This is a genomic window from Caulobacter sp. 05L422, assembly GCF_056397765.1.
In genome coordinates this window covers 61,888-83,595 of the sequence record NZ_JBFTOB010000025.1, presented here as the reverse complement: position 1 = coordinate 83,595, position 21,708 = coordinate 61,888, and the positions used below count along the sequence as shown (strand labels likewise).

Sequence of the window (21,708 nt, the reverse complement as noted above, 5' to 3'; positions counted from 1 at the left end):
CGAGCAACCATCCCTTATTCTCGCAGGCCGCGAGGCGGGCGCAAGTGCGGCCTTGTCGATCAACGACCTTCATAAAGCTGCTACATAACATTCGTTCCAAAGTCACATGCCGAGCCTAGGCACGCCCTCGGCTTCAACGCCTGGTCGGAAACAGAATTCGGGGTGTGACATGGGACGGCAATTTCACAAGGCGGCGCTGCGCGCCGGTCTGCTGGCGAGCACGGCGATGCTGGTGCTGGGCGGCCAGGCCCATGCGGCCGACGCGCCCGTGAACGAAGGCGTGGCGCCCGAGGCCGCGACCAGCCTGGACGAGGTCGTGGTCACCGCGCAGAAGCGCAAGACCAACCTGCAGGACACCCCGATCGCCATCTCGGCGATGGACAGCCAGGCGCTGAAGGCCCGTCACGTCCAGTCGATCGCCGACCTGGGCGACGGCGCCATTCCCTCGCTGCGCGTGGCCCCATTCTTCGCCCGCAAGTCGGCCCTGACGATCGGCATGCGCGGCATCGGCGCCTCGGGCGACGCCAACCAGCCGGCCCGCGACCAGGCGGTCGGCGTCTATATCAACGGCGTCTATCTGGGCCGCGCCCAGGGCCTGGGCTCGGCCCTGTACGATGTCGAGCGCATCGAGGTGTTGAAGGGCCCGCAAGGCACGCTGTTCGGCCGCAACACCGAGGGCGGCGCCGTCAGCATCGTCACCAAGGCCCCGTCGGGCGTGTTCGGCATGAACACCACGCTCGGCTACGGCAACTACGACGGCTACAAGGCCGAAACCCATATCGACCTGCCCAGCTTCCACGAGGTCAGCGTCAAGATCGACGCGCTGCTGAGCAAGCGCGACGGCACGGTGACCAATCCGACCACCTCGGGCCAGCCGGACTTCAATTCCGACGAGAAGCGCGGCTTCCAGATCGAGGCGATGTGGCGTCCGACCGACAACTTCAGCGCCGACTACGCCTTCGATGACTCCTACGACGCCTCGACGCCGTACTACGTCCAGCTGCTGAAGAAGGGCAGCCTGGCCCTGGCGCCGCTGGCGCCGACCCAGCCCGACCGCGCCGAGCGCGCCAATGTCGGCGTGCCGCTGCGGCTCAGCGAAGGGTTCACCTGGGGCCATCGCCTGAACCTCAGCTGGAAGCTGTCGGATAATCTGGAGCTGAAGTCGATCAGCTCGTACCGCGACCTCAAGCAGGGCCAGTACGACAACGGCGCCGCGGCGCTGTCGGTCTTCGCGCCCAACGCGCCCTTCGCCCGCTACAGCCTGGCCCAGGTCCACCAGGACCAGTTCAGCCAGGAATTCCAGGCGATTGGCAGCACCTCGCGCCTCGAATACGTGGCCGGCGCCTTCTATTACCGCGAGAACGTCGACGACAACGCCCAGACGCCCAACTCCCTGCAGTGGAACGCCACGGGCACGGGCTACACGACCCTGTCGCTGGACCTGAACACCTATCCCTTCGACCGTGTCAGCCAAGCCCAGACCACCAGCTACGGCGTGTTCGGCCAGGCGGTGTGGAACCCGCCGATCCTGGACGACAAGGCCCATGTCACGGTCGGCGGCCGCTTGACCAAGGACGAGCGGACGGGTTCGCTGGACATCGTCAACGGCGCTCTGCCCAGCTATGTCGACGCCAACAAGCAGACGGTCGTCGGGATCATCCCGCTCGACGAGTCCTGGAGCCACTTCGACCCGCTGGTCACCCTGGCCTACGAGGTCACGCCGGACGTCAACGTTTATGGCCGCTGGAGCACGGGCTACAAGGCCGGCGGCGCCAATTCGCGCTCGCTGACCTATCGCGCCTTCGACCCGGAAAAGGTGTCGATGTTCGAGGTCGGCGCCAAGAGCGAGTTCTGGGATCGTCGGGCCCGCTTCAACGTCGCGGCCTATACCGGCGACATCAAGGACGCCCAGGTCGATTTCAACGTCCTGATCCTCAACAACAACCGCGGCACGCTGGAAACCACCAACGCCGCCACCGGCAAGACCAAAGGCTTCGAGGCCGATTTCGCGCTGGTCCTGGTCGAGGGGCTGACCCTGTCGGGCAGCTACGCCTACACCAAGGCGACGTTGTCCAAGGCCTTCAACCCGTTCACCAACACCCAGTCGACGATCTATCCGCTGTTCACGCCCAAGAACGCCTACAGCGTGGCTGCCGACTACGAGCATCCGGCCTTCGGCGCGACCCTGCTGGCCCACCTGGACGGCAACTACGCCGACGGCCAGTACACCAGCACCACGGACCCGACGCTCAGCGACGACTCCTTCATCGTCAACGGCCGCCTGGCCCTGACCGACATCCAGTTGGCCGAGGGCAGCCCGGCCCTGCAGTTGTCGCTGTGGTCGCGCAACCTGCTCGACGAGAGCCACGTGTTCTACCGCAACACCAACGCGGCCCTGGGAACCTACGGCATCTACAACGAGCCGCGCACCTACGGCGTCGAGCTCAACGTCAAGTTCTAGCCTGCATAGAAGCCAGAGCCGGGCGGGGCTTGGCCTCGCCCGGCCGTCATTTTGGAGCGACCTCATGGATCGTCGTACCTTCCTCCTGGCGGCCGTCGCCAATGGAGCCCTGGCCGCCGCCCCGGCCGCCTTCGCCGCCACCCCGCTGGAGGGCAAGGCCAGCCGCCTTTCGCCCCAGAGCGTCCGCCTGGACTGGGACGTCAAGGAGCCCGTCTCGATCTACCAATCGGGCAATCCCGACGCGCCGCGCCAAGCCATGAGCCGGGTGAAGACGGCCGTCGCGGGCGGCGCCGACCTGCCGGCGGCCGTCTCGCCGCGCCCCTATTTCCTGATCGAGACCAAGGGCGGCCAGCAGACCCGCGTGGCCGAGCGGCTCCTGCCGCTGGAAGGCGGCCGTAACTTCCGCGACATCGGCGGCTACCGCACGACCGACGGCCGGCAGGTGCGCTGGGGCAAGATCTATCGCTCGGGCGTGATGGCCGGCCTGACCCTCGCCGACATGACCTATCTGTCCCAGCTGGGCGTCTCGGTGATCTGCGACCTGCGCAGCCCGCAGGAGCGCAACGCCGAGCCGACACCGTTCCTCAAGGTGGACGGCGTCGAGGTGATCGCCATCGACTACAACATGGACATGTCGCTGGGCGGCCTGGCCAAGATGCAGACCCGTGAGCAGGCGATCCAGGGTTTCGCCCAGGCCTATGTCGGCTTCCTGGACATCCTGACGCCGCACTACACGGAACTCTTCGCGCGGCTCGCCGCCGGCAAGGCGCCGCTGGCCTTCAACTGCAGCGCCGGCAAGGACCGTACGGGCATGGGGACGGCCCTGGTGCTGTCGGTGCTGGGCGTGCCGCGCGAAACCATCGTGGCCGACTACGCCCTGACCCAGGTCTACACGCCGCCGTCGATGTACAAGGCGCAGATGGCGTCGGCTTCCGGCGCCAGGATGGGCGGGATGACCGCCGAGCAGCTGCAGGCCTTCGCCCGCATGCCGCCCGAGGTCCTGGACGTGATGATGGGTTCGGACCCCGGCGTGATGCGCTCGGCCCTGGCCGCCGTCGACGCCAAGTACGGCGGCCCCGTCGCCCTGACCAAGGCCAAGTTCGGAATGACCGACAAGAAGATCGCGGCCATGCGGAAGGCCTATCTGGTCTGAAACTGAACAGCGAGGCGGTCTTCGGGCAAAACCGGAGGCCGCCTCGCGCGATCGTTCCTGGTGTCACAAATGGCTCGTGGCGGGCTTCTGGGAGTCCACGCGACCTCGTGCCGATCAGACCAGTGTGGGCAGCCGATCCAGGTGCTTGTCCAGGGTGATCGGGTATTGCCGCACCCGCGCGCCCGTGGCGTTGTAGACCGCGTTGGCGATCGCCGCCGCGACGCCGCAGATGCCCAGTTCGCCCACGCCCTTGGCCTTCATCGGCGAGGTGGTCGGATCGGTCTCGTCCAGGAAGATCACCTCCTGGTGCGGAATGTCGGCATGGACCGGCACCTCGTAGCCGGCCAGATCGTGATTGACGAAGTAGCCGATGCGCTTGTCGACGACCATTTCCTCCATCAGGGCCGCGCCGGCGCCCATGGTCATGCCGCCGATCACCTGGTTGCGGGCCGACTTCGGATTGAGGATCCGGCCGGCGGCGCAGACGGCCAGCATGCGTCGGATGCGGATCTCGCCGGTGACGCTGTCGACGCCGACCTCGACGAAGTGGGCCGCGAAGGTCGACTGCTGCTGCTTCTTGTCCAGGTCGCCGTATTCCATGGCGTCCTCGGCCACCAGCTCCGCGTCGGCGGCGGCCTGGGTCAGCGGCAGGCTGCGCCCGCCGGCCCGCACCTGGCCATCGGTGAATTCGGCCGTCGCCGGGTCGAGGCCGAGCTTGGCCGCCACCGCCTCGCGCAGCTTGATGCAGGCGGCGTACACACCGGCGGTCGAGCTGTTGGCGCCCCACTGGCCGCCCGAGCCCGCCGAGACCGGAAACAGCGAGTCGCCCAGCTTGACCGTCACCTGGTGCAGGGGCACGCCCATCATCTCGGCGGCGGTCTGGGCGATGATCGTATAGGTGCCGGTGCCGATGTCGGTCATGTCGGTCTCGACCGTCACCATGCCGTCCTTGGCGAGCCGTACACGGGCGGCCGACTTCATGTTCAGATTGTTGCGGAAGCCCGCCGCGACGCCCATGCCGACCAGCCAGCGGCCGTCCCGGCTCTGGCCCGGTCGACCGCGCTTGGCCCAGCCGAAGCGGTCCGCGCCGGTGCGCAGGCATTCGATCAACTGGCGCTGGGAGAAGGGCCGTTCGGGCTTTTCCGGATCGACCTGGGTGTCGTTGAGGATGCGGAACTGGACCGGATCCAGGTTCAGCTTCTCGGCCATCTCGTCCATGGCGATCTCCAGGACCATCAGGCCGGGGGCCTCGCCGGGCGCGCGCATGGCGTTGCCCTCGGCCAGGTCCAGCACCGCCAGGCGCGTGGCCGTCATTCGGTTGGCGCCGGCATAGAGCAGGCGCGTCTGCTGGATGGCGTCCTCGGTCTTGCCGCCCGGTATGTTGCCCGACCAGGTCTCGTGGCCGATGGCGGTGATCTTGCCGTCCGGGGTGGCTCCCAGGCGGACGCGCTGGATGGTCGCCGGGCGGTGAGGGGTGTTGTTGAACATCAGCGGCCGGGTCAGCGCCACCTTGACCGGCCGTCCGGCCTCCCGCGCGCCCAGGGCGGCCAGGATGGCGTCGGCGCGCACGAAGAGCTTGCCGCCGAAGCCGCCGCCGATGAAGGGCGAGACCAGGCGTACATTGGCCTTGGGGACGCCCAGGGTCTTGGCGACGTCGGTCACGCTCCAGTCGATCATCTGGTTGGCCGTCCAGAGCGTCAGCTTCTCGCCCTTCCAGACGGCGATGGAGGCGTGCGGCTCCATCATCGCATGGGCGTGGTCGGGCGTGCTGTAAGTCTGATCCAGGGTCACGGGCGCGGCCGCGAAGGCGCCGGCGAAGTCACCCACGGCGCTGTCGGGACGGCCGTCGGTCGGCTTGACCGCGCTGTCCTTGGCGCCGGCCAGGTCGAAGCTGCCCTTGGCGCGGGCGTAGTCGATCTTCACCAGTTGGGCGGCGTCGCGCGCCTGCTCGAAGGTCTCGGCCACCACCAGGGCGACGGCCTGGTGATAATGCTCGATCTCGGGACCGCCCAACAATGTCGCGTCGTTGAACTCGCCCTTGCCCAGCTTGCCGGCCGTGGCGGCGGTGACGATGGTGATGACCCCGGGCGCGGCCTTGGCCTTGCTCAGGTCCATCGCCGTGATCCGGCCCTTGGCGATCGCCGAGCCCACCACGAAGCCGTAGGCCACGTCGGCGACGGCGTCGTGCTTCTCGTAGGCGTAAGGGGCGCGGCCCGTGGTCTTAAGCGGACCGTCGATGCGGTCGGTGGCCTTGCCGATCACCTTGAGCCGGTCGATCGGATTGGTCGTCGCGGGCGTGTCGAATTTCATCGGATCAGACCCTGGCTTGCGTCAACGTCGCGCCGAGCGCGCGCTCGACCAACGTCAGCTTGAAGGCGTTTTCGGAGGTGGTCCTGGCCCCGGCCAGCAGTTGGTCGGTCACGGCCTTGGCGCCGCGCGTCATCTGCGCCTCCGCGGCCTCGACCCGCCACGGCTTGTGGGCGACGCCGCCCAGGGCCAGGCGACCCGAGCCGTCCCGCTGGACGACGGCCGCGATCGACACCAGGGCGAAGGCGTAGGACGCCCGGTCGCGGACCTTCTGATAGCTGTGCGTTCCCCCGATCGGCTTGGGCAGGGTCACCGCCGTGATCAGTTCGCCCGGCGCCAGGGCGGTTTCCAGATGCGGCGTCGCGCCCGGCAGGCGGTGGAAGTCTGCGATGGGGATGGCGCGCGTCGTTCCGTCGGGGCGGACCGTCTCGACGGCCGCGTCCAGCGCCCGCATGGCGACGGCCATGTCGCTGGGGTGGGTGGCGATGCAGGCCTCGCTGGTCCCCAGCACCGCATGGCCGCGGGTGAAGCCGCCGATCGCGGCGCAGCCCACGCCGGGGGTGCGTTTGTTGCACGGCTGGTTGGTGTCGTAGAAATAAGGACAACGCGTGCGCTGCAACAGGTTGCCGGCCGTGGTCGCCTTGTTGCGAAGCTGGCCCGAGGCGCCGGCCAGCAAGGCCCGCGACAGCACGCCGTAGTCGCGGCGCACGCGCTTGTCGGCCGCCAGGTCGGTGTTGCGCACCAAGGCCCCGATCCGCAGGCCCCCGTCCGGCGCGGGCTCGATCTTGTCCAGCTTCAGGCCGTTGACGTCGATCAGGTGCCGGGGCGTCTCGATTTGCAGCTTCATCAGGTCGAGCAGGTTGGTGCCGCCGGCGATGAACTTGGCGCCGGGCGTGCGGGCGGCGATGGCGGCCGCCTCCTTGGGCGTGCGGGCGCGCTCGTAGCTGAAGGCTTTCATGCCGTTCTCCCCGAGACTTCGGTGATGGCTTCGACGATGTTGGAATAGGCCCCGCAGCGACAGATGTTGCCGCTCATCCGCTCGCGCAGTTCGGCCTGCGTCACGGTCGGTCTGGCCGTGAGGTCGTCGGTGACGTGGCTGGGGATCCCGGCCTTGATCTCGGCGAGCACGGCCACCGCCGAGCAGATCTGGCCCGGCGTGCAGTAGCCGCACTGATAGCCGTCATGCTTGACGAAGGCGGCCTGCATCGGATGCAGCTTTTCCGGCGCGCCCAGGCCCTCGATCGTGGTCACCTTGTCGCCTTCGTGCATGACCGCCAGGCTGAGGCACGAATTGATCCGGCGACCGTCGACGATCACCGTGCAGGCGCCGCATTGGCCGTGGTCGCAGCCTTTCTTGGTGCCGGTCAGCTTCAGGTGCTCGCGCAGGGCGTCCAGCAGGGTCGTGCGGGTGTCCAGTTCAAGCGACTGGGTCTTGCCGTTGACCTCGAACGACACCTTGGCCAGCACCGGCTGGTCGGCGGCCGCTTCCGCCGCGGTCGCCGGCCGTGCGGCGGTCGCCGCCACCGAGGCCGCGCCGACCTTCATCAGGCCGCGTCGCGAGAGCGCCAGGTCTTCGAGACTTTGCATGGTGTGCTCCCTTGTCGTGGCTGGGACATTCGAGGACGTCGGTCAGTTCTGGGCCTTGCCGACGCCGGCCAGGTATTGGGCGTCGGTCACCGGCTCGAGCCAGTCGACGGCCCGCCCGTCCAGGCTTTCGGCGATGGCGATATGGGTCATGGCGGTGGTCGCGGTCGCTCCGTGCCAATGCTTGTGGCCCGGCGGACACCAGATCACGTCGCCCGGACGGATCTCGACGATGGGGCCGCCTTCGCACTGGGTCCAACCCAGGCCCGAGGTGACGATCAGAGTCTGGCCCAGCGGGTGGGTGTGCCAGTTGCTCCGCGCGCCTGCCTCGAACGTGACGAAGGCGCCGCCTGCCCGAGCCGGGGCCTTGGCCTGAAACGGCGTATCGATACGAACCGTTCCGGTGAAATTCTGGGCCGGCCCCTTCACCGAAGGCTTTTCGCCGTTGCGCTGGATTTCCATCGCCGTTCTCCCGGTCGGTTGGGCCTGGACCTGAGGCGCCAAGCACAGGACGAGGAGGGCGGCGCAGATCGATCTCATGGACGGTCCTTGCTCGCTGAGCCGCCACGGTTCCGCCGTTCAGGTCGGCCGTGGCCACCGTCAGCCTAGCTCGCCGCTCGTCCAGCGATTAGTGGGCTAAAGTGGCATGGACCTATACTCCAGGTTCATGAATGCGCGGGCTCAGGACCTGGACCGGGCGCCATGTCTCAAGGCTTCGACGAAGACCGCGAAGGCCGGCGTCGGCTGCCGGCGGCTGGGATAATAGAGGTGGTAGCCGGCGAAGGGCTCGCACCAGTCCTCGAGCACGGTCCGCAGACGGCCGTCGGCCAGGTAGGGCAGGGCGAGATCCTCCATCACGAAGGCCAGGCCCAGACCGTCGATCGCCGCCTTCACGCACATGCGGGAGGCGTTGAACACCAACTGGCCGTCGACCCGCACCTTGACCTCCCGGCCGTCCTTCTCGAACTCCCAGGCATAGAGGCCGCCCGAGGTCTGCATGCGCAGATTGATGCAGCGGTGCTCGGTCAGGTCCTGAGGCGTCCTGGGCGTGGGGTGGCTGTCCAGGTAGGACGGCGAGCCGATCACGATCATGCGCAGGGGCGGGCCGATGGGCACGGCGATCATGTCCTTGGCCAGCTGTTCGCCCAGCCGCACGCCCGCGTCGTAGCGCTCTGCGACGATGTCGACGAGGCTGGTGTCGATGGTCAGCTCCACCGTGATGTCGGGATAGTCGGTCAGCATCCGTGTCAGGACGGGCCAGAGGACGGTTTCGACCGCATGGCCGCTGGCCGTGATGCGGATGTTGCCGGCGGGCTTGTCGCGAAGCTCGGTCAGCGTCGCCAGCTTGCCGTCGATCTCGTCGAGCGCGGGGCGCAGGGTCTCCAGCAGGCGCTCGCCGGCCTCGGTCGGCGCGACGCTGCGGGTGGTCCGAGTCAGCAGGCGCAGGCCCAGCCGCGCTTCCAGACGCCGGATCGTATGGCTCAGCGCCGACTGCGAGGTGCCCAGCTTGGCCGCGGCGCGGGTGAAGCTCCGCTCCTCCGCCACGGCCAGGAACGCCGTCAGGTCGCCCAGTTCCTCGCGCCGCATTCATGATCTCCGAACATGGGTCCGGAAGGATCATAGCGGGGATTTGCTGGGTGAGCGTGGAAACTAGAGCGGCGCCGGCTGGACAAAGCCGGCGCCGCAACCAGGGCGCTGGGTGGGGGGAAGAGCCGCGCCCTAGTAGCTGTAGCGGAGGCCGACGAAGTAGGTCCTGCCGCTGTGGGTGTGGACGTTCAGGCGGTTGCTGTCGCCGACGAACTGGTCGTTGAACTCGTCGGTCAGGTTCACCCCCTCGATGCTCAGCTTGAGGTTCGGGCGGATGTTGAAGCTGGCCTGGGCGTCGATGTTCAGGGTCTCGTTGGTGCCGTGATAGGCGTTGCCGTCGTTGCCCGGCACCTGGGTCAGGTAGCCGTCGCGATACGAGGCCGAGCCGCGGATGCTCCACCTGTCGGTCTCGTAGTAGAGCGTGGCGTTGGCGGCGTGCTTGGACAGGCCCACCAGGGTGGCGTTGACCGTCGGCGCGCCGGGCGTGGTCGAGGTCAGGTACTCGATGTTCGAGTCCACGAAGGTGTAGTTCAGGATGTAGCCGAAGTGGCTCCAGGCGCCGGGCAGGAAGGTCAGCGGCTGCTGCCAGTTGATCTCGAAGCCTTTCAGGTCGCCGCCGTTCGAGTTGACCGGCTGGGTGACGTCGAAGATGTCGGTCGAGGTGGCGCCGGTGCCGGCGATCAGTGAGTCCGGCAGGCCCAGGGTGTTGTAGGGCACCTGGGTGCGCAGGGTGGCGACGAACGTGTCGATCCGCTTGAAGAACACGCCCGCGGCCAGCATGGCGCCCTGCGACGGGTACCATTCCAGCGACAGGTCGAGGTTCTTGGACTGGGTCGGGTCCAGGTCCGGGTTGCCGGACGAGAAGGTCCGGTTGGCGCCCTGGACGCTGACGTCCCCGCCGGGCGACAGCGAGCCGATGCCGGGGCGCGAGATGGTCTTGGCCGCGCTGATCCGGGCCACGACGGTGTCGGTGAGGTCGGCCGCCAGGTTGAACGACGGCAGGGTCATGTTGTAGTCGCGCTGGACGTTGACCAGCTGCACCACGTTGTTGACCACGGCGTAGCCGCCTGACTCCTGCTGGGTGTTGACCTCGCGCACGCCGGCGTCGCCGCGGAAGGGCAGGCCGAAGGCGTCGAACCGGAACTCGGCCTGGATGTAGGCGCCGGCGTCCTTCTCCTCGACCGTGCCGTACTGGCCGCGCGCGGAGCTGTTGTTGGTGTTGGTCAGGGCGTAGATGCCCGTGTTGCCGTAGATGCCGTAGGTCCGGGCGTAGGCGTCGATGTCGGGCACCAGCCAGGCGGTGGCGTTGCCTGCCGGCAGGCCCATGTTCCTGCCGAAGCCCGAATAGACCTTGGAGACGGCGGCCAGCTGGGCCGGGGTCAGGGTCTGGGAGACGGTTTCGCTGGTCCGGTACTGGCCGTAGCTGTCGTACTCGAACTTGCGGAAGTCGACGCCGGCCTTGAGGGTCAGGTTCTCGTTGAACTCATATTCGCCGAAGATCTTGCCGGTGGTGAACTGGTTCTCGACGAACTGCGGCCGCAGGCGCACTTCCGAGGTGCCGTTGATGGCGCTCCAGTTGGCCGGATCGGTGGCGTCGAAGCCCAGCAGGATGGTGGGCAGGCGGTCGCCGCGGAAGTCGTACGAGTAGCCCTGGCTGTTGGCCCGGTCGAAGGTGATGATCGTCGACACCGGCTGGGTGAAGGTCGAGTCCGCGTAGCCCAGCAGGGCGCCGACCTTGAACTTGTCGGTGAACCGGTGATCGGCCGACAGGGTGAACTGCTTGAACTCGGTGTTCAGCTCGTCATAGGCCGACTGGGTGCGCAGATCGACGTTGTCGAGCTTGGCGTAGACCAGGTTGTGGTTCGCGTCGACCACGCCGTCGCGGATGATGGTCTGCGGCTTGCCCGTGCCGCCGCGCGACAGGCCCAGCGCCTGCAGCTGGGCTTCCTTTCGTGTGCCCGCCAGGTAGGAATAGAGCGCGTCGAACGAGACGTTGGTCTGGTCGGTCGGCTTCCATTGCAGCGAACCGCTGGCGCCGAACCGCTCGGACTCGATGTCGTAGCTGACATAGGCCGGGATGCGCGGGTGGTAGAGGGCGGTGGCGGTGTTGCTGTCGTTGATCTGGGCCAGGGTGTAGCCGGGCAGGGTGGACAGCGGGCTGAAGCCGCCGTTGCTGCCGCCGTAGGTCCAGCGGGTGATGTTGGCGCCTTCCTCGAGCAGGTGGCGCTTTTCGTAGGCGACCGAGACCAGCGCGCCGAACGTGCCGTCGCGCCAGGTGCGGCTGGCCAGGGCCGACAGTCGCGGCCCCACGTCCTTGGCCAGGTCGTTGTAGCTGGCCTGGGCCGAGAGCACGAGCTGGGGCTTGGGATTGTCGAACGGGCTGGCGGTGTCCAGGTCGACCGTCGCGCCCAGCGAGCCTTCCTCGACGTCGGCCGAGGCGGTCTTGCGCACGGCGATGCTGTTGAACAGGTCCGAGGCGAAGATGTTGAAGTCGAAGCCGCGGCCGCGGTTGGTGCCGCCGCTGTTGGCCGTGCCGCCGGTGGTGGTGATGGCTTCCATGCCGTTGATGCGGACGCGGGTGTATTCCGAGCCCAGGCCGCGGACCGAAATCTGCCGGCCTTCGCCGTTGATGCGCGAGATCGACACGCCGGGGATGCGCTGCAGCGACTCCGCCAGGTTCAGGTCGGGGAACTGGGCGATGTCCTCGGCCTTGATGGCGTCGACGACGCCGGAGGCGTTGCGCTTGACGTTGATGGCGCTGGCCAGGCTGGCCCGGAAGCCGGTGACGACCACTTCCTCGACCTCGGAGGACTCGGAAGACGCTTGGGCGGGAGGGGCGGCGGTCTGGGCGTGGGCAGCGCCCGCCATGGCGATGGCGACCGTCAGGCCCGACGCGCCTCCAACCAGAATGGTCCGCAGGCCCTGTGAATCTCGACGCGCCATGATTTCCCTCCCATGCCCGCGGTTCGCGGGTCGTATTCTTGTGGAGACTGGACGAACCGGCCTCTGGCTGTGGGAAAAGGATAGGAGCGGCTCCGGCGCGGGGGCCAATCCTAATCGGGCATGGACCGATGCAGGATCTGCACCGATGAACGTCGGTCTCGCTCTATTTCGGGCTGTTTTCGGCGAAAACCGCGACGTCACCGACGGTTCGCTCGTCCCTAGAGGACGCGGTTTGGCCCGCATCGATGTTGCCGGTGGATCGGTCGATTGCCGATTTGACTTAGACCGGCCCCTCCACGGTCTTTAGCTTCTGCCTCAAGGCCCTCGATTGGGCGACGCGGGATTCGATCGGATCGGGTCCGCGATCAAAACAAGAAGACAGGGAAGGGGACGCGATGACCGCGCAGACCGCCGACGGCGCCGCCAAGAGGACTCGCGTCCGCTGGCTGATCATCTTCCTGCTGTTCGTCATCACCACGATCAACTACGCCGACCGCGCCACCTTCTCGATCGCCGGCCAGTCGGCGTCCAAGGAACTGGGGCTGGACCCGGTGGCCATGGGCTACATCCTGTCGGCCTTCGCCTGGGCCTATGTGCTGGGCCAGATCCCGGGCGGGGCGCTGCTGGACCGGTTCGGCTCCAAGAAGATCTACACCGCCGCCCTGGTCCTGTGGTCGGGCTTCACGCTGCTGCAAGGCTTCGCGGGGATCTTCACGGGCCTGGCCGCCGCCGTCGCCCTGTTCGCGATGCGCTTCATGGTCGGCCTGGCCGAATCCCCGTCCTTTCCCGCTAACGCCCGCATCGTCGCGGCCTGGTTCCCGGGGCCCGAGCGCGGCACCGCCTCGGCGATCTTCAACTCGGCCCAGTACTTCTCGCTGGTGGCCTTCGCCCCGCTGATGGGCTGGCTGGCCCACAGCTTCGGCTGGCGTTCGGTGTTCGTCGTGATGGGCGGCGTGGGCATCGTGGCCGCCTTCTTCTTCGTCAGGATGATCCATAGCCCGGTGGAGCATCCGGCGATCAACAAGGCCGAGTTCGACTATATCGAGGCCGGCGGCGGCCTGGTGCGGATGGAAGACAAGAACGCCGCCAACGGCGCGGCCTTCACCTGGGGCAACGTCAAGCAGGTGCTGGGCAGCCGCATGCTGCTGGGCGTCTATCTGGGCCAGTACTGCATCAACGTGCTGACCTACTTCTTCGTCACCTGGTTCCCGATCTATCTGGTCAAGGAGCGCGGGCTGTCGATCATGCAGGCGGGCTTCACCGCCGCCCTGCCGGCCCTGTGCGGTTTCGCCGGCGGCATCCTGGGCGGCATGATCTCGGACGCGCTGCTGAAGAAGACCGGCTCGCTGGACATCGCCCGCAAGACCCCGCTGCTGCTGGGCATGGTGCTGGCCACCTGCATCATCGCCTGCAACTACGTCGAACAGGAATGGCTGGTCATCGTGATCATGGCCCTGGCGTTCTTCGGCAAGGGCGTGGCCTCGCTGGGCTGGGCCGTGGTGGCCGACACCTCGCCCAAGGAGATGGCCGGGGTGACGGGCGGCATCTTCAACACCTTCGGCAACGTGGCCGGCATCGTGACCCCGATCGTCATCGGCTACATCGTCAAGGGCACCGGCTCGTTCGACGGCGCCTTGATCTTCGTCGGCGTCCACTGCGTGATCTGCATCGCCGCCTACTTCCTGATCGTCGGCAAGATCCAGCGCCTCGTGCTGAAGCCGGCGGCCTGAGGGAGCGATCGATGACGACCCGCCGCCGCTTTCTCCACACCGCCTCGGCCCTGCTGCTGGCGACCGTCGCCTCGCCGGTCCTGGCCGCCCCGACGCCCGCGCTCGAGATCAACACCCCGATGGCGCCGCCCGAATGGGCGCTGCTGGAACGCGAGCTGCTGAAGGCCAACGCCGAGGCCTGCGAGGCCTTCTTCGCCCGTTATTTCGACGACCGCGGCTTCCTGCTGGCGGTCGAGCGCTGGGGCGCCAACGACGGTCCCGACGACGCCATCGAGAACGTCAACGACTGGCCGCACCTGCACGCCCTGGGCGCCAGCGACCGGCTGCTGGAGCTGTCGAAGAAGGCCTACGAAGGCAATGTCCGCCAGTACACCCTGGCGCGGACCAAGGACGTGCCGTTCGCCCGCGAGGGCATGTACTACAAGGAGTTCCCGGTCATGACCGACTGGCAGCACCTCTCCGAGGGGCTGTCGGTGTTCAACCTGCTGGGGCTGTCGGACCCGCGCGACGCCCGCTACCGCGACCGGGTCAAGCGGTTCTCCGGCTTCTACATGAACGAGGATCCGGGGGCGCCGAACTACGATCCCAAGCACAAGATCATCCGCAGCATGATCACCGGCAGCCGCGGCCCGATGCTGCGCAAGGCCACGCCCCTGGACTGGGCTGGCGACCCGTTCAACGTCGGCGACTTCTTCATGGAGCACGGCGAGCGGAACTACGAAGAGACCCTGCACCACTACGACGAATATACCGACGTCATCGGCGACGGGCCGCTGAACCTGCAGGTCACCAGCCTGGTGCTGAACGCCTACATGCTGGACCACGAACCGAAGTATCGCGACTGGCTGCTGGGCTATGTCGACGCCTGGGCCGAGCGGGCCAAGGCCAACGGCGGGGTGCTGCCCAGCAACATCGGCCTGGACGGCAGGATCGGCGGCGCGACCGGCGGCAAGTGGTGGGGCGGGGTCTATGGCTGGGGCTTCAGCCCGGTCGTGCCCCAGACCGGCAAGCGCGAGGACCGCAACCGCGTGCCGCGCTCCATCGTCGGCTTCATGAACGCCTATCTGCTGACCGGCGACGACAAGTACCTGGAGGTCTGGCGCAAGCAGGCCGACGTCATCAACGCCCAGAAGAAGACCGTCGACGGCAAGGTCCAGACCCCCCGCATGTACGGCGACAAGGGCTGGTACGGCTACGCGCCGGGCGAGTACCGGACCAACGGGTTGGAGATCTGGTACCTGTCGATGAAGGCCTCGGACCGCGCGCGGGCCGCCGATCATCCCTGGCTGACCTGGCTGGACGGCAAGGACCCGAGCTTCCCGGTCAAGATCCTGCGCAAGGACCTCGAGCAGGTGCGGGCCAAGGCCCAGGCCCAGCGCGACGACCGCTCGACGCCGAAGACCCGCCTGGCCGACGCGGCGTTGGACATCAACCCGGCCAGCGCCACGGCGCTGATCCACCTGATGCAGGGCGGCATCCACATAGCCCGGCCGCCGTGGTCGCCGACCTCGCCGGCCCAGGGCGGGGCGCTGCTCTATGCCCGGCTGCGCTATTTCGATCCCGAGCGTCGGCGGGCCGGCGTGCCCGAGGACGTCGCCGCCTTGGTCGAGACCTTGAGCGACGACGGGGCGACCGTGAGCCTGGTCAACACCAACCAGGTCGCGGCCCGCACCGTGACCGTGCAGGGCGGCGGCTATGGCGAGCACCAGGTGCTGAGCGTGGCGACCGACGGCGGCGCGCCCGTGGCGGTCGACGCCTCGACCTTCACCGTGCGGCTGGCGCCCGGGGCGGGAGCGCGGCTGGCGCTGAAGATGAAGCGGCACGTCAACGCGCCGACGTTGAGCTTTCCGTGGGACCGGGCCTAGGCTCCTCCAACAGGCGTCTATGCTCGGCGTTCAGGACGCAAAGTCCCGCGATTTCAACGCCCTGAACTTTCTCGACCCGTTTTGGTCCTCACACTTCCGGACCGCCCGTATCCTGATCCCACCTGAAGGCATGGGGAGGGCGCACGTACGGCGACCGATGCGGCTTTCGGGGGTGGTCGAGCGGGAGGCGTTCGTCGGTGGCCTTGAATGGCGGCCTTCGCGACGGTCCTGGGCAGGTTCCTTGCAACACAGGACGAAACCCAGGCGGCGGAGGATCGGCAAGCGCAACAGGCATGGGCTGAAATCGCCCATGCGGTCCAGGACGCGCCAACGTCCTGCCCGTCGGGGGCCTCCATCGGAGCGGGTTAAAAATCCGCGATCCGAAGGCTTCCGGATAACGGCCGCGCGAAGCGCCTGAACTTCGTCGAAACGGTGCTCACAACTGCAAATCATCCGGGCGAGGCCCGGGCGCTTCGCACCCTCCCCATCACGCTCAGCGGGTTTCCTGCGTGAGGCGGCGAAGTCGTGCCGCCAAGGTCCTCCCCCTGTGGGGGAGGTGTCGGCGAAGCCGACGGAGGGGGGAGTGATCGGCAGATGGCCGGATCAACGATCGACGATCCTAAAACTCCCCCCACCGATCGCTGCGCGATCGCCTCCCCCACAGGGGGAGGGACTGGTCCTACGTCCCTTCCTTCAGGAACGGCGCCACCGAGAACAGCTCGCGCTCTTCCTTGCGCGGATCGTCGACCATCCTGGAGGTCTCGTCGAACACCATCGTCGCCCGCTTCGGCAGCTCGTACTTCCCCCAGGCCGGGATCGCCGCGCAGTTGGGATCGCCGGTCCGGGCGAAGGCCAGGAAGGCCTCGCTCATCTGGTTGGCGACCTTGCGGGCGGCGGGGCCCGTGCCGGTCTTCGAACCCGGCTTGTCGAGATTGTCGAACACCAGGGCGATGTCGAAGCTGTGGTAGGCCCGCAGCTTGCCGCCGTCGATCGGCGAGCCGAAGTCCAGCTGGTACATCCAGGCCGGGGCGCCGATCCTGGCCCGCTGCTCGGCCTGGATCAGGTGACCCGGCCATGAGCGCCCGGCCGTCGTGGCGGCGAAGAACACCTCGGACGGGGTGTAGTTCGGATAGAGCTGGCGATAGCGGGCGATGACGACGCGCGGTTCGACGTCCAGCACCAGTTCGGGCGCCAGGCGCTCGGGCAGCTCCTCCCAGGTGATCGTGAAGTTGCGGGGATCGCCGCCGAGGAAGGCGCGGGTCTCGTCGTGGGTGTTGCCGATGATCATCGGGATGTGGGCGCTCTCTCGGGGCGCGTCCGGATAGAACGGATGGCGCGGCAGGACGCCGCCGTCCATCACCGACCAGAAGATGATCGAGCCCTTGCGCTCCAGCGGGTCGGGCATCTTGAGGGCCGCCACCAAGTGCTCGGTTGGCATCTTGCGCAGCACCTCGACCTGGTCGGACTTGAGACCCAGCTTCGCCATGAACGCCTTGGCGCGGATCGTCGCGTGGATCGGGCCCATGGCGGTGACGTGCTGGCCGCTCATGGTGGCCACCTTGTGCATCAGGCCGCGCGCCGAAGGCATGGCCATCAGGGTGACGACCTTGCCGCCGCCGCCCGACTGCCCGAAGGCGGTGACATTACCCGGATCGCCCCCGAACGCGGCGATGTTGTCGCGCACCCATTCCAGGGCCATGACCAGGTCCATGTTGCCGACATTGCCGCTGTCGGCCATGTCCGGCCCGCCCAGGTCGGCCAAATAGCAGTAGCCGAACACGTTGAGCCGGTGATTGACCGTGACCACCACCACGTCGCCGCGCCTGGCCAGTCTTACTCCATCATAGAGCGGATCCGAGCCCGAGCCGTTGGCGTGCGCCCCGCCGTGGACATAGACCATCACCGGCCGCTTCTTGCCATCCAGCGCCGGGGTCCAGACGTTGAGGAACAGGCAGTCTTCGCTGGTCGACTCCTGGATTTTGCTCTGCGGACTGGCCGGGCCGTAGGCCAAGGCGTCGGCGACGCCGGTCCAGGGCTGGGGCGGCAGGGCGGGCATGAAGCGGCGCGGCGCGGTGTCGGCCCCGTAGCGCACGCCCTTGAAGACCTTGATGCCCTCGACCTCGGCGCCGCGCACCTTGCCGTGGCGGGTGGTGGCGATCGGACCCTTGGCGGCGGCTCCGGCGGGGGTGATCGCGGCCAGGCTCGCGGCGGCGGCTCCGGCCAGGACGGCGCGGCGATGGGTGGTCATGGATGCTTACTCCCCAGGCGTTTTTCTTGACCCGCTCCGAGGAGTGGGCGGTTAGTCGGCGATGACCTCGGCGGGCGAGGCCTCGGCCATGCAGAGGTCGATGAACGACTGCAGGATCGGGCTGTCGTTGTCCTTGCGCCAGGCCATGTAGAGCTCGACGGGCCGGTCGGGCGTGGTGGCCACGGGGCGGAACTGCACGTCGTCGAAGTGCAGGCTCATCGCCGCTTCCGGCACCAGGGCCGCGCCGAGCCCGGCATGGACCAGGGCCAGCATCGAATGGATCTGGGTGACGTGCTGGACGTAGTTCGGGGTCACGCCGTTGGCGTCGAACAGGGTGGTCAGCATGTTGTGGAAATAGCCCGCGCCCTCGGCCGAATACATGATCAGCGGGGCGTCGTCGAAGTCGGCCAGGGTCAGGAAGGCCTTGGCCAGGCGGGCGTCGCCGGTGGGAAGGGCGGCGACCAGGGGCTCGGTCAGCACGCGGGCGGTGGCGAACTCGGCGCGCTCCATCGGCGGGCGGACCAGGCCGACGTCGATGCGGCCGGTCAGCAGGGCCTCGACCTGCTCGCGGGTGACCATCTCGCGCAGGGTCAGGTCGGCGTTGGGCAGGCGGGCGCGGGACAGGATCACCAGGCGCGGCAGGAAATTGTAGCCCGAGGCGGCGGTGAAGCCGATGGCGACCTCGCCGGCGTCGCCCACCGCGATGCGCCGCGTGGCCAGGGCGGCGCTCTCGGCCAGGCGCAGGATGCGGCGGGCCTCCAGCAGGAAGGCGCGTCCCGCCGGCGTCAGGCGCACCGACCGGCTGGTGCGGTCCAGCAGGGTGACGCCCAGGATGCGCTCCAGCAACTGGACCTGCCGACTGAGCGGCGGCTGGGTCATGTTCAGCCGCTGGGCGGCGCGGCCGAAATGGAGCTCCTCGGCGGTGGCCACGAAGCAGCGCAACTGACTGAGTTCGAACATCGGAAACCGCCCGCTCGTGATCCCATGGATCGACGAGGCTAGGCGATTGCCGGCGGGGGCGGTAGCCGTTCCCAGGGGTCTGACCCGGCTGACCGCCACTTCGCTCATCGGGATCCCGCTAGCCTCGGGCCGCGAACCGTTGGTCTCCGCCCTGGGCGCGGTCGATCAGGACCTTCAGTTCGGCGCGTTCGGCATCGGTCAGGTCGGTCAGCGGCGTGCGCACTGGGCCGGCGTCGCGGCCGATGACGCTCATGCCGGCCTTGACGATCGACACCGCATAGCCGCGTCCACGGTTGCGCAGGGCGATATAGGGCAGGACGAAGTCGCGCAGGCCGGCCATGACGGCGACCTGGTCCTGGGCGCGGACTGACTTGTAGAAGTCCAGCGCCCACTCCGGCATGAAGTTGAAGATGGCCGAGGAATAGGTGGTCACGCCCATCTGCAGATAGGGCAGGGCGAAGGTCTCGGCCGTCGGCAGGCCGCCGATATAGGTCAGGCGGTCGCCCATCCGGGCATAGACCCGCATCATCAGCTCGATGTCGCCGACCCCGTCCTTGAAGCCGACCAGGTTGGGATTGCGGTCGCAAAGCTTCTCGAGGGTGTCCTCGGTAAGGATGGCGTTGTCGCGGTTGTAGACGATCACGCCCAGCGGGGTGGCCTTGCAGACCGCCTCGACGTGGGCGGCCAGGCCTTCCTGGGTGGAATTCATCAGATAGGGCGGCAGAAGCAGCAGGCCGTCGGCGCCGGCCTCGTGGGCCGCCTTGGCCAGGTCGACCGCGATGGCGGTGCCGTAGCCGCAGCCGGCCACCACGGGAATCTTGCCGGCCGTCTCCTCGACGGCGGCCTTGACCACCTTGGCCACTTCCGGCGGCGTCAGGGAGAAGAACTCGCCCGTGCCGCCGGCCGCGAACAGGCCCGCCAGCTCATGCTGAAGCATCCAGGCGCAGTGCTCGCGATAGGGGGCTTCGACGAACTGATGCTGGGCGTCGAAATGGGTGACGGGGAATGACAGGAGTCCTCCGCCAATCTGCTTGGCCATCTCGGACGGGGTCATTCTGGTCATACATTCCTCGCTCGTCGTCGGTCCTTGTCGCCCGCGAGGCGTCGCGGCGTCCTGGCCGCGTGACCGTTCACTGAGTGGAACCTATGGCGGCGCCGGCGGCCGGTCTAAGCCAAAGGCGCTATCGACCGATGCGGCTTTTGGCTTGATGACCTCGATGCGGGCGCCTCAAGCGCCTGGGCGATCCTGGTCGCCCCTGTGGGCGGCGTGGAAATCGTTGGGCCAGCGGAAGTTGATGTGGGTCAGGGTGACGCTGAAATCCAGCGCCGTGACCTGGTGCCACCAACCCAGCGGGATGAACAGCGCCTCGCCCGGCCCGAGGATAACCTGGTGGACGTCTAAACCTTCCACGGCCGGGAAGCGCTCTACCAGCCCCGGCTCGGCCAGGTCGCGGATGCGGCTGTAGACGTGATGGTCATTGTATAGCCGTGGTGTCTCCGACGGCGCGACCAGCAGCAGGCGCTTTCGGCCCTGGATCTGCAGCAGCAGGTTGTTGGTCAGGTCGTGGTGCAGCGGGGTGAAAGAACCCGCGGAGCCGATCCACGGCATGCCATGAGGCTGTGCGCTGTCGCGGACCAGCAGCTTGTCGATGAAGCCTAGGTCCTGTCCGAGACAGGCCAGGGCGGCGGTGTTCCCCGCCGAATTGTAGGCGGTCAGATAGACGTCGTTTCCGGCTTCCGGCCGTGAGATCAGGTCGATGAAGGCGTCGAACGGCAGGCGTTCCATATGGGCCTCCATGCGGCGTTCGAAGTCGGGGTCGGCGGCGCGCCGGGTCTGGACTTCGACCTGGACCGATCCGACCGCGCGCCGCAGGTAGTCCGGCGTCCAACGCTCCAGGGCGGGCCAGCCGGCCATCTCGCCGGCCAGGACCACGGGCCGGTTGGCCGCGTAGTGGGCTTCCAGGAATTCGTCGGCGCTGATCCCGGTCTTGCGGGGAATGGTCCTGCGGTCCGAGAGGCCGCGCAGGCGCTCCAGCGATTGGGCGATCCACGCCATCTTGCCCAGCGGGGGACTCGGATCGGGCTCCTCGGACGCTGACCCAGGCTTGGCGTCGTGGAACGCCTCCGCGCCGGCGAACTCCGACAGCCGCAGCTTCGGACAGTGATCCGGCGCGCCGGGCGTCCCGTCGGCGTCGACGCCGCGATAATAGAACTTCTGCCAGTGGTCGGCGGGCGCGGACGGCGGATGGGCGGCGACGCTGGCGTGGAAGGCGTCGCGCGATCTGCTCCAGGTCTCGAACCGGGTCTTCAGATCGGGCGCTTCGTCGATGGGGGCGATGCGCGGCGCGACGGCCTGGACCAGGCCTCGCTCCACCGGGAAGAAGAAGCAGAAGGGCTCGTTCTCCTCGAACCGCACCCGATGGCCGGCGCGGGTGAACCGCCAGTTCATCGTGAAGGTGAAGGGCGACCAGTCGGTTTCGATCAGGCCGCTCAGGGGCGCGATCCCATCCTTCATGGCGTTGGGCGAGCCGCCGACCCACAGGTTGAAACCCTCGGACGTGCGCAGCAGGCCGTCGACATGGAAGGTCAGCACGCCCTGGCCGAACAGCGCGACCGGCGCCTTGCCGGGCTGGGTTCCTGCGTCGGGTCGCACCACCACGTCGTTCACTGCGGAACCGCCGTTCCACTCGGCCTCGAAGCCGCAAGGGCTGAGGACCTCCCAGCCGTGGGCGTTGGCGATGTTGAGCGGCAGGCAGCGATAGGCGAACGAATCCGGCGTGTCGTCCATCCACGGCCGCCGCGACGAGGCCGAGCGGATCCTCGGCGTCCATCCCGGATAGACGTAGCAGGTCAGCTCCATGCCGCGACCT

General features: G+C 67.9%; 14 protein-coding genes. 4 read left to right on the top strand and 10 right to left on the bottom strand.

Going from position 1 to position 21,708, the window contains the following annotated elements; translation table 11 throughout:
• Window positions 1-169: 169 nt before the first annotated feature.
• Together AC1DMQ_RS21665 and AC1DMQ_RS21660 are read left to right on the top strand one after the other, a co-directional pair.
• The gene (locus AC1DMQ_RS21665; protein WP_477035607.1) at window positions 170-2,461 is read left to right on the top strand and encodes a TonB-dependent receptor; all 2,292 of its coding nucleotides are present in this window, start codon (window positions 170-172) and stop codon (window positions 2,459-2,461) included.
• A gap of 64 nt (window positions 2,462-2,525) precedes the next feature.
• The gene (locus AC1DMQ_RS21660) at window positions 2,526-3,614 is read left to right on the top strand and encodes a tyrosine-protein phosphatase (RefSeq protein ID WP_477035606.1); all 1,089 of its coding nucleotides are present in this window, start codon (window positions 2,526-2,528) and stop codon (window positions 3,612-3,614) included.
• Between the two features lie 114 nt (window positions 3,615-3,728).
• Here the strand turns inward: AC1DMQ_RS21660 and paoC are convergent, their stop codons facing one another.
• The 6 genes from paoC to AC1DMQ_RS21630 all read right to left on the bottom strand — a co-directional run bounded on the left by paoC (window position 3,729) and on the right by AC1DMQ_RS21630 (window position 12,035).
• The gene (gene paoC / locus AC1DMQ_RS21655) at window positions 3,729-5,924 is read right to left on the bottom strand and encodes an aldehyde oxidoreductase molybdenum-binding subunit PaoC (RefSeq protein WP_477035605.1); all 2,196 of its coding nucleotides are present in this window, start codon (window positions 5,922-5,924) and stop codon (window positions 3,729-3,731) included.
• 4 nt (window positions 5,925-5,928) lie between these two features.
• Window positions 5,929-6,879 carry an FAD binding domain-containing protein gene (locus AC1DMQ_RS21650; protein ID WP_477035604.1) on the bottom strand — a complete coding sequence of 317 codons (951 nt, stop codon included), beginning with the start codon at window positions 6,877-6,879 and terminating at the stop codon, window positions 5,929-5,931.
• A complete protein-coding gene (paoA, locus tag AC1DMQ_RS21645) occupies window positions 6,876-7,508 on the bottom strand; it encodes an aldehyde dehydrogenase iron-sulfur subunit PaoA (protein ID WP_477035603.1) in 633 nt (210 codons plus the stop codon). Before paoA ends, AC1DMQ_RS21650 begins: the two co-directional genes overlap by 4 nt.
• 42 nt (window positions 7,509-7,550) lie before the next feature.
• Window positions 7,551-7,967 (bottom strand): (R)-mandelonitrile lyase, encoded by a 417-nt coding sequence (locus AC1DMQ_RS21640; protein ID WP_477035602.1) that lies wholly within the window; start codon window positions 7,965-7,967, stop codon window positions 7,551-7,553.
• Between the two features lie 219 nt (window positions 7,968-8,186).
• A complete protein-coding gene (locus AC1DMQ_RS21635) occupies window positions 8,187-9,092 on the bottom strand; it encodes a LysR family transcriptional regulator (RefSeq protein ID WP_477035601.1) in 906 nt (301 codons plus the stop codon).
• A 132-nt stretch (window positions 9,093-9,224) separates the two neighbouring features.
• Window positions 9,225-12,035 (bottom strand): TonB-dependent receptor, encoded by a 2,811-nt coding sequence (locus AC1DMQ_RS21630; RefSeq protein ID WP_477035600.1) that lies wholly within the window; start codon window positions 12,033-12,035, stop codon window positions 9,225-9,227.
• 395 nt (window positions 12,036-12,430) lie between these two features.
• Between AC1DMQ_RS21630 and AC1DMQ_RS21625 the strand changes: the two genes are divergently transcribed.
• Both AC1DMQ_RS21625 and AC1DMQ_RS21620 read left to right on the top strand, forming a co-directional pair.
• The gene (locus tag AC1DMQ_RS21625; protein ID WP_477035599.1) at window positions 12,431-13,765 is read left to right on the top strand and encodes an MFS transporter; all 1,335 of its coding nucleotides are present in this window, start codon (window positions 12,431-12,433) and stop codon (window positions 13,763-13,765) included.
• An 11-nt stretch (window positions 13,766-13,776) separates the two neighbouring features.
• Window positions 13,777-15,630 carry a DUF8034 domain-containing protein gene (locus AC1DMQ_RS21620; protein WP_477035598.1) on the top strand — a complete coding sequence of 618 codons (1,854 nt, stop codon included), beginning with the start codon at window positions 13,777-13,779 and terminating at the stop codon, window positions 15,628-15,630.
• Between the two features lie 679 nt (window positions 15,631-16,309).
• Here the strand turns inward: AC1DMQ_RS21620 and AC1DMQ_RS21615 are convergent.
• The 4 genes from AC1DMQ_RS21615 to AC1DMQ_RS21600 all read right to left on the bottom strand — a co-directional run bounded on the left by AC1DMQ_RS21615 (window position 16,310) and on the right by AC1DMQ_RS21600 (window position 21,698).
• Window positions 16,310-17,878: a carboxylesterase/lipase family protein gene (locus AC1DMQ_RS21615; RefSeq protein ID WP_477035597.1), complete on the bottom strand. Its 1,569-nt coding sequence runs from the start codon at window positions 17,876-17,878 to the stop codon at window positions 16,310-16,312.
• 51 nt (window positions 17,879-17,929) lie between these two features.
• Window positions 17,930-18,838 (bottom strand): LysR substrate-binding domain-containing protein, encoded by a 909-nt coding sequence (locus AC1DMQ_RS21610; protein WP_477035596.1) that lies wholly within the window; start codon window positions 18,836-18,838, stop codon window positions 17,930-17,932.
• Between the two features lie 118 nt (window positions 18,839-18,956).
• A complete protein-coding gene (kdgD, locus tag AC1DMQ_RS21605; RefSeq protein WP_477035595.1) occupies window positions 18,957-19,901 on the bottom strand; it encodes a 5-dehydro-4-deoxyglucarate dehydratase in 945 nt (314 codons plus the stop codon).
• 165 nt (window positions 19,902-20,066) lie between these two features.
• Window positions 20,067-21,698, bottom strand: a complete 1,632-nt coding sequence (locus AC1DMQ_RS21600; protein WP_477035594.1) for a DUF6065 family protein — start codon at window positions 21,696-21,698, stop codon at window positions 20,067-20,069.
• Between the last annotated feature and the right edge of the window lie 10 nt (window positions 21,699-21,708).

What these genes read in the sequence shown, in the direction of transcription:
- AC1DMQ_RS21625 (WP_477035599.1), top strand. Translation starts at nt 12,431, where the DNA reads ATGACCGCGCAGACCGCCGACGGCGCCGCCAAGAGGACTCGCGTCCGC.
- paoC (WP_477035605.1), bottom strand. Translation starts at nt 5,924, where the DNA reads ATGAAATTCGACACGCCCGCGACGACCAATCCGATCGACCGGCTCAAG.
- AC1DMQ_RS21650 (WP_477035604.1), bottom strand. Translation starts at nt 6,879, where the DNA reads ATGAAAGCCTTCAGCTACGAGCGCGCCCGCACGCCCAAGGAGGCGGCC.
- paoA (WP_477035603.1), bottom strand. Translation starts at nt 7,508, where the DNA reads ATGCAAAGTCTCGAAGACCTGGCGCTCTCGCGACGCGGCCTGATGAAG.
- kdgD (WP_477035595.1), bottom strand. Translation starts at nt 19,901, where the DNA reads ATGACCAGAATGACCCCGTCCGAGATGGCCAAGCAGATTGGCGGAGGA.
- AC1DMQ_RS21600 (WP_477035594.1), bottom strand. Translation starts at nt 21,698, where the DNA reads ATGGAGCTGACCTGCTACGTCTATCCGGGATGGACGCCGAGGATCCGC.
- AC1DMQ_RS21640 (WP_477035602.1), bottom strand. Translation starts at nt 7,967, where the DNA reads ATGGAAATCCAGCGCAACGGCGAAAAGCCTTCGGTGAAGGGGCCGGCC.
- AC1DMQ_RS21620 (WP_477035598.1), top strand. Translation starts at nt 13,777, where the DNA reads ATGACGACCCGCCGCCGCTTTCTCCACACCGCCTCGGCCCTGCTGCTG.
- AC1DMQ_RS21635 (WP_477035601.1), bottom strand. Translation starts at nt 9,092, where the DNA reads ATGCGGCGCGAGGAACTGGGCGACCTGACGGCGTTCCTGGCCGTGGCG.
- AC1DMQ_RS21610 (WP_477035596.1), bottom strand. Translation starts at nt 18,838, where the DNA reads ATGTTCGAACTCAGTCAGTTGCGCTGCTTCGTGGCCACCGCCGAGGAG.
- AC1DMQ_RS21630 (WP_477035600.1), bottom strand. Translation starts at nt 12,035, where the DNA reads ATGGCGCGTCGAGATTCACAGGGCCTGCGGACCATTCTGGTTGGAGGC.
- AC1DMQ_RS21615 (WP_477035597.1), bottom strand. Translation starts at nt 17,878, where the DNA reads ATGACCACCCATCGCCGCGCCGTCCTGGCCGGAGCCGCCGCCGCGAGC.
- AC1DMQ_RS21660 (WP_477035606.1), top strand. Translation starts at nt 2,526, where the DNA reads ATGGATCGTCGTACCTTCCTCCTGGCGGCCGTCGCCAATGGAGCCCTG.
- AC1DMQ_RS21665 (WP_477035607.1), top strand. Translation starts at nt 170, where the DNA reads ATGGGACGGCAATTTCACAAGGCGGCGCTGCGCGCCGGTCTGCTGGCG.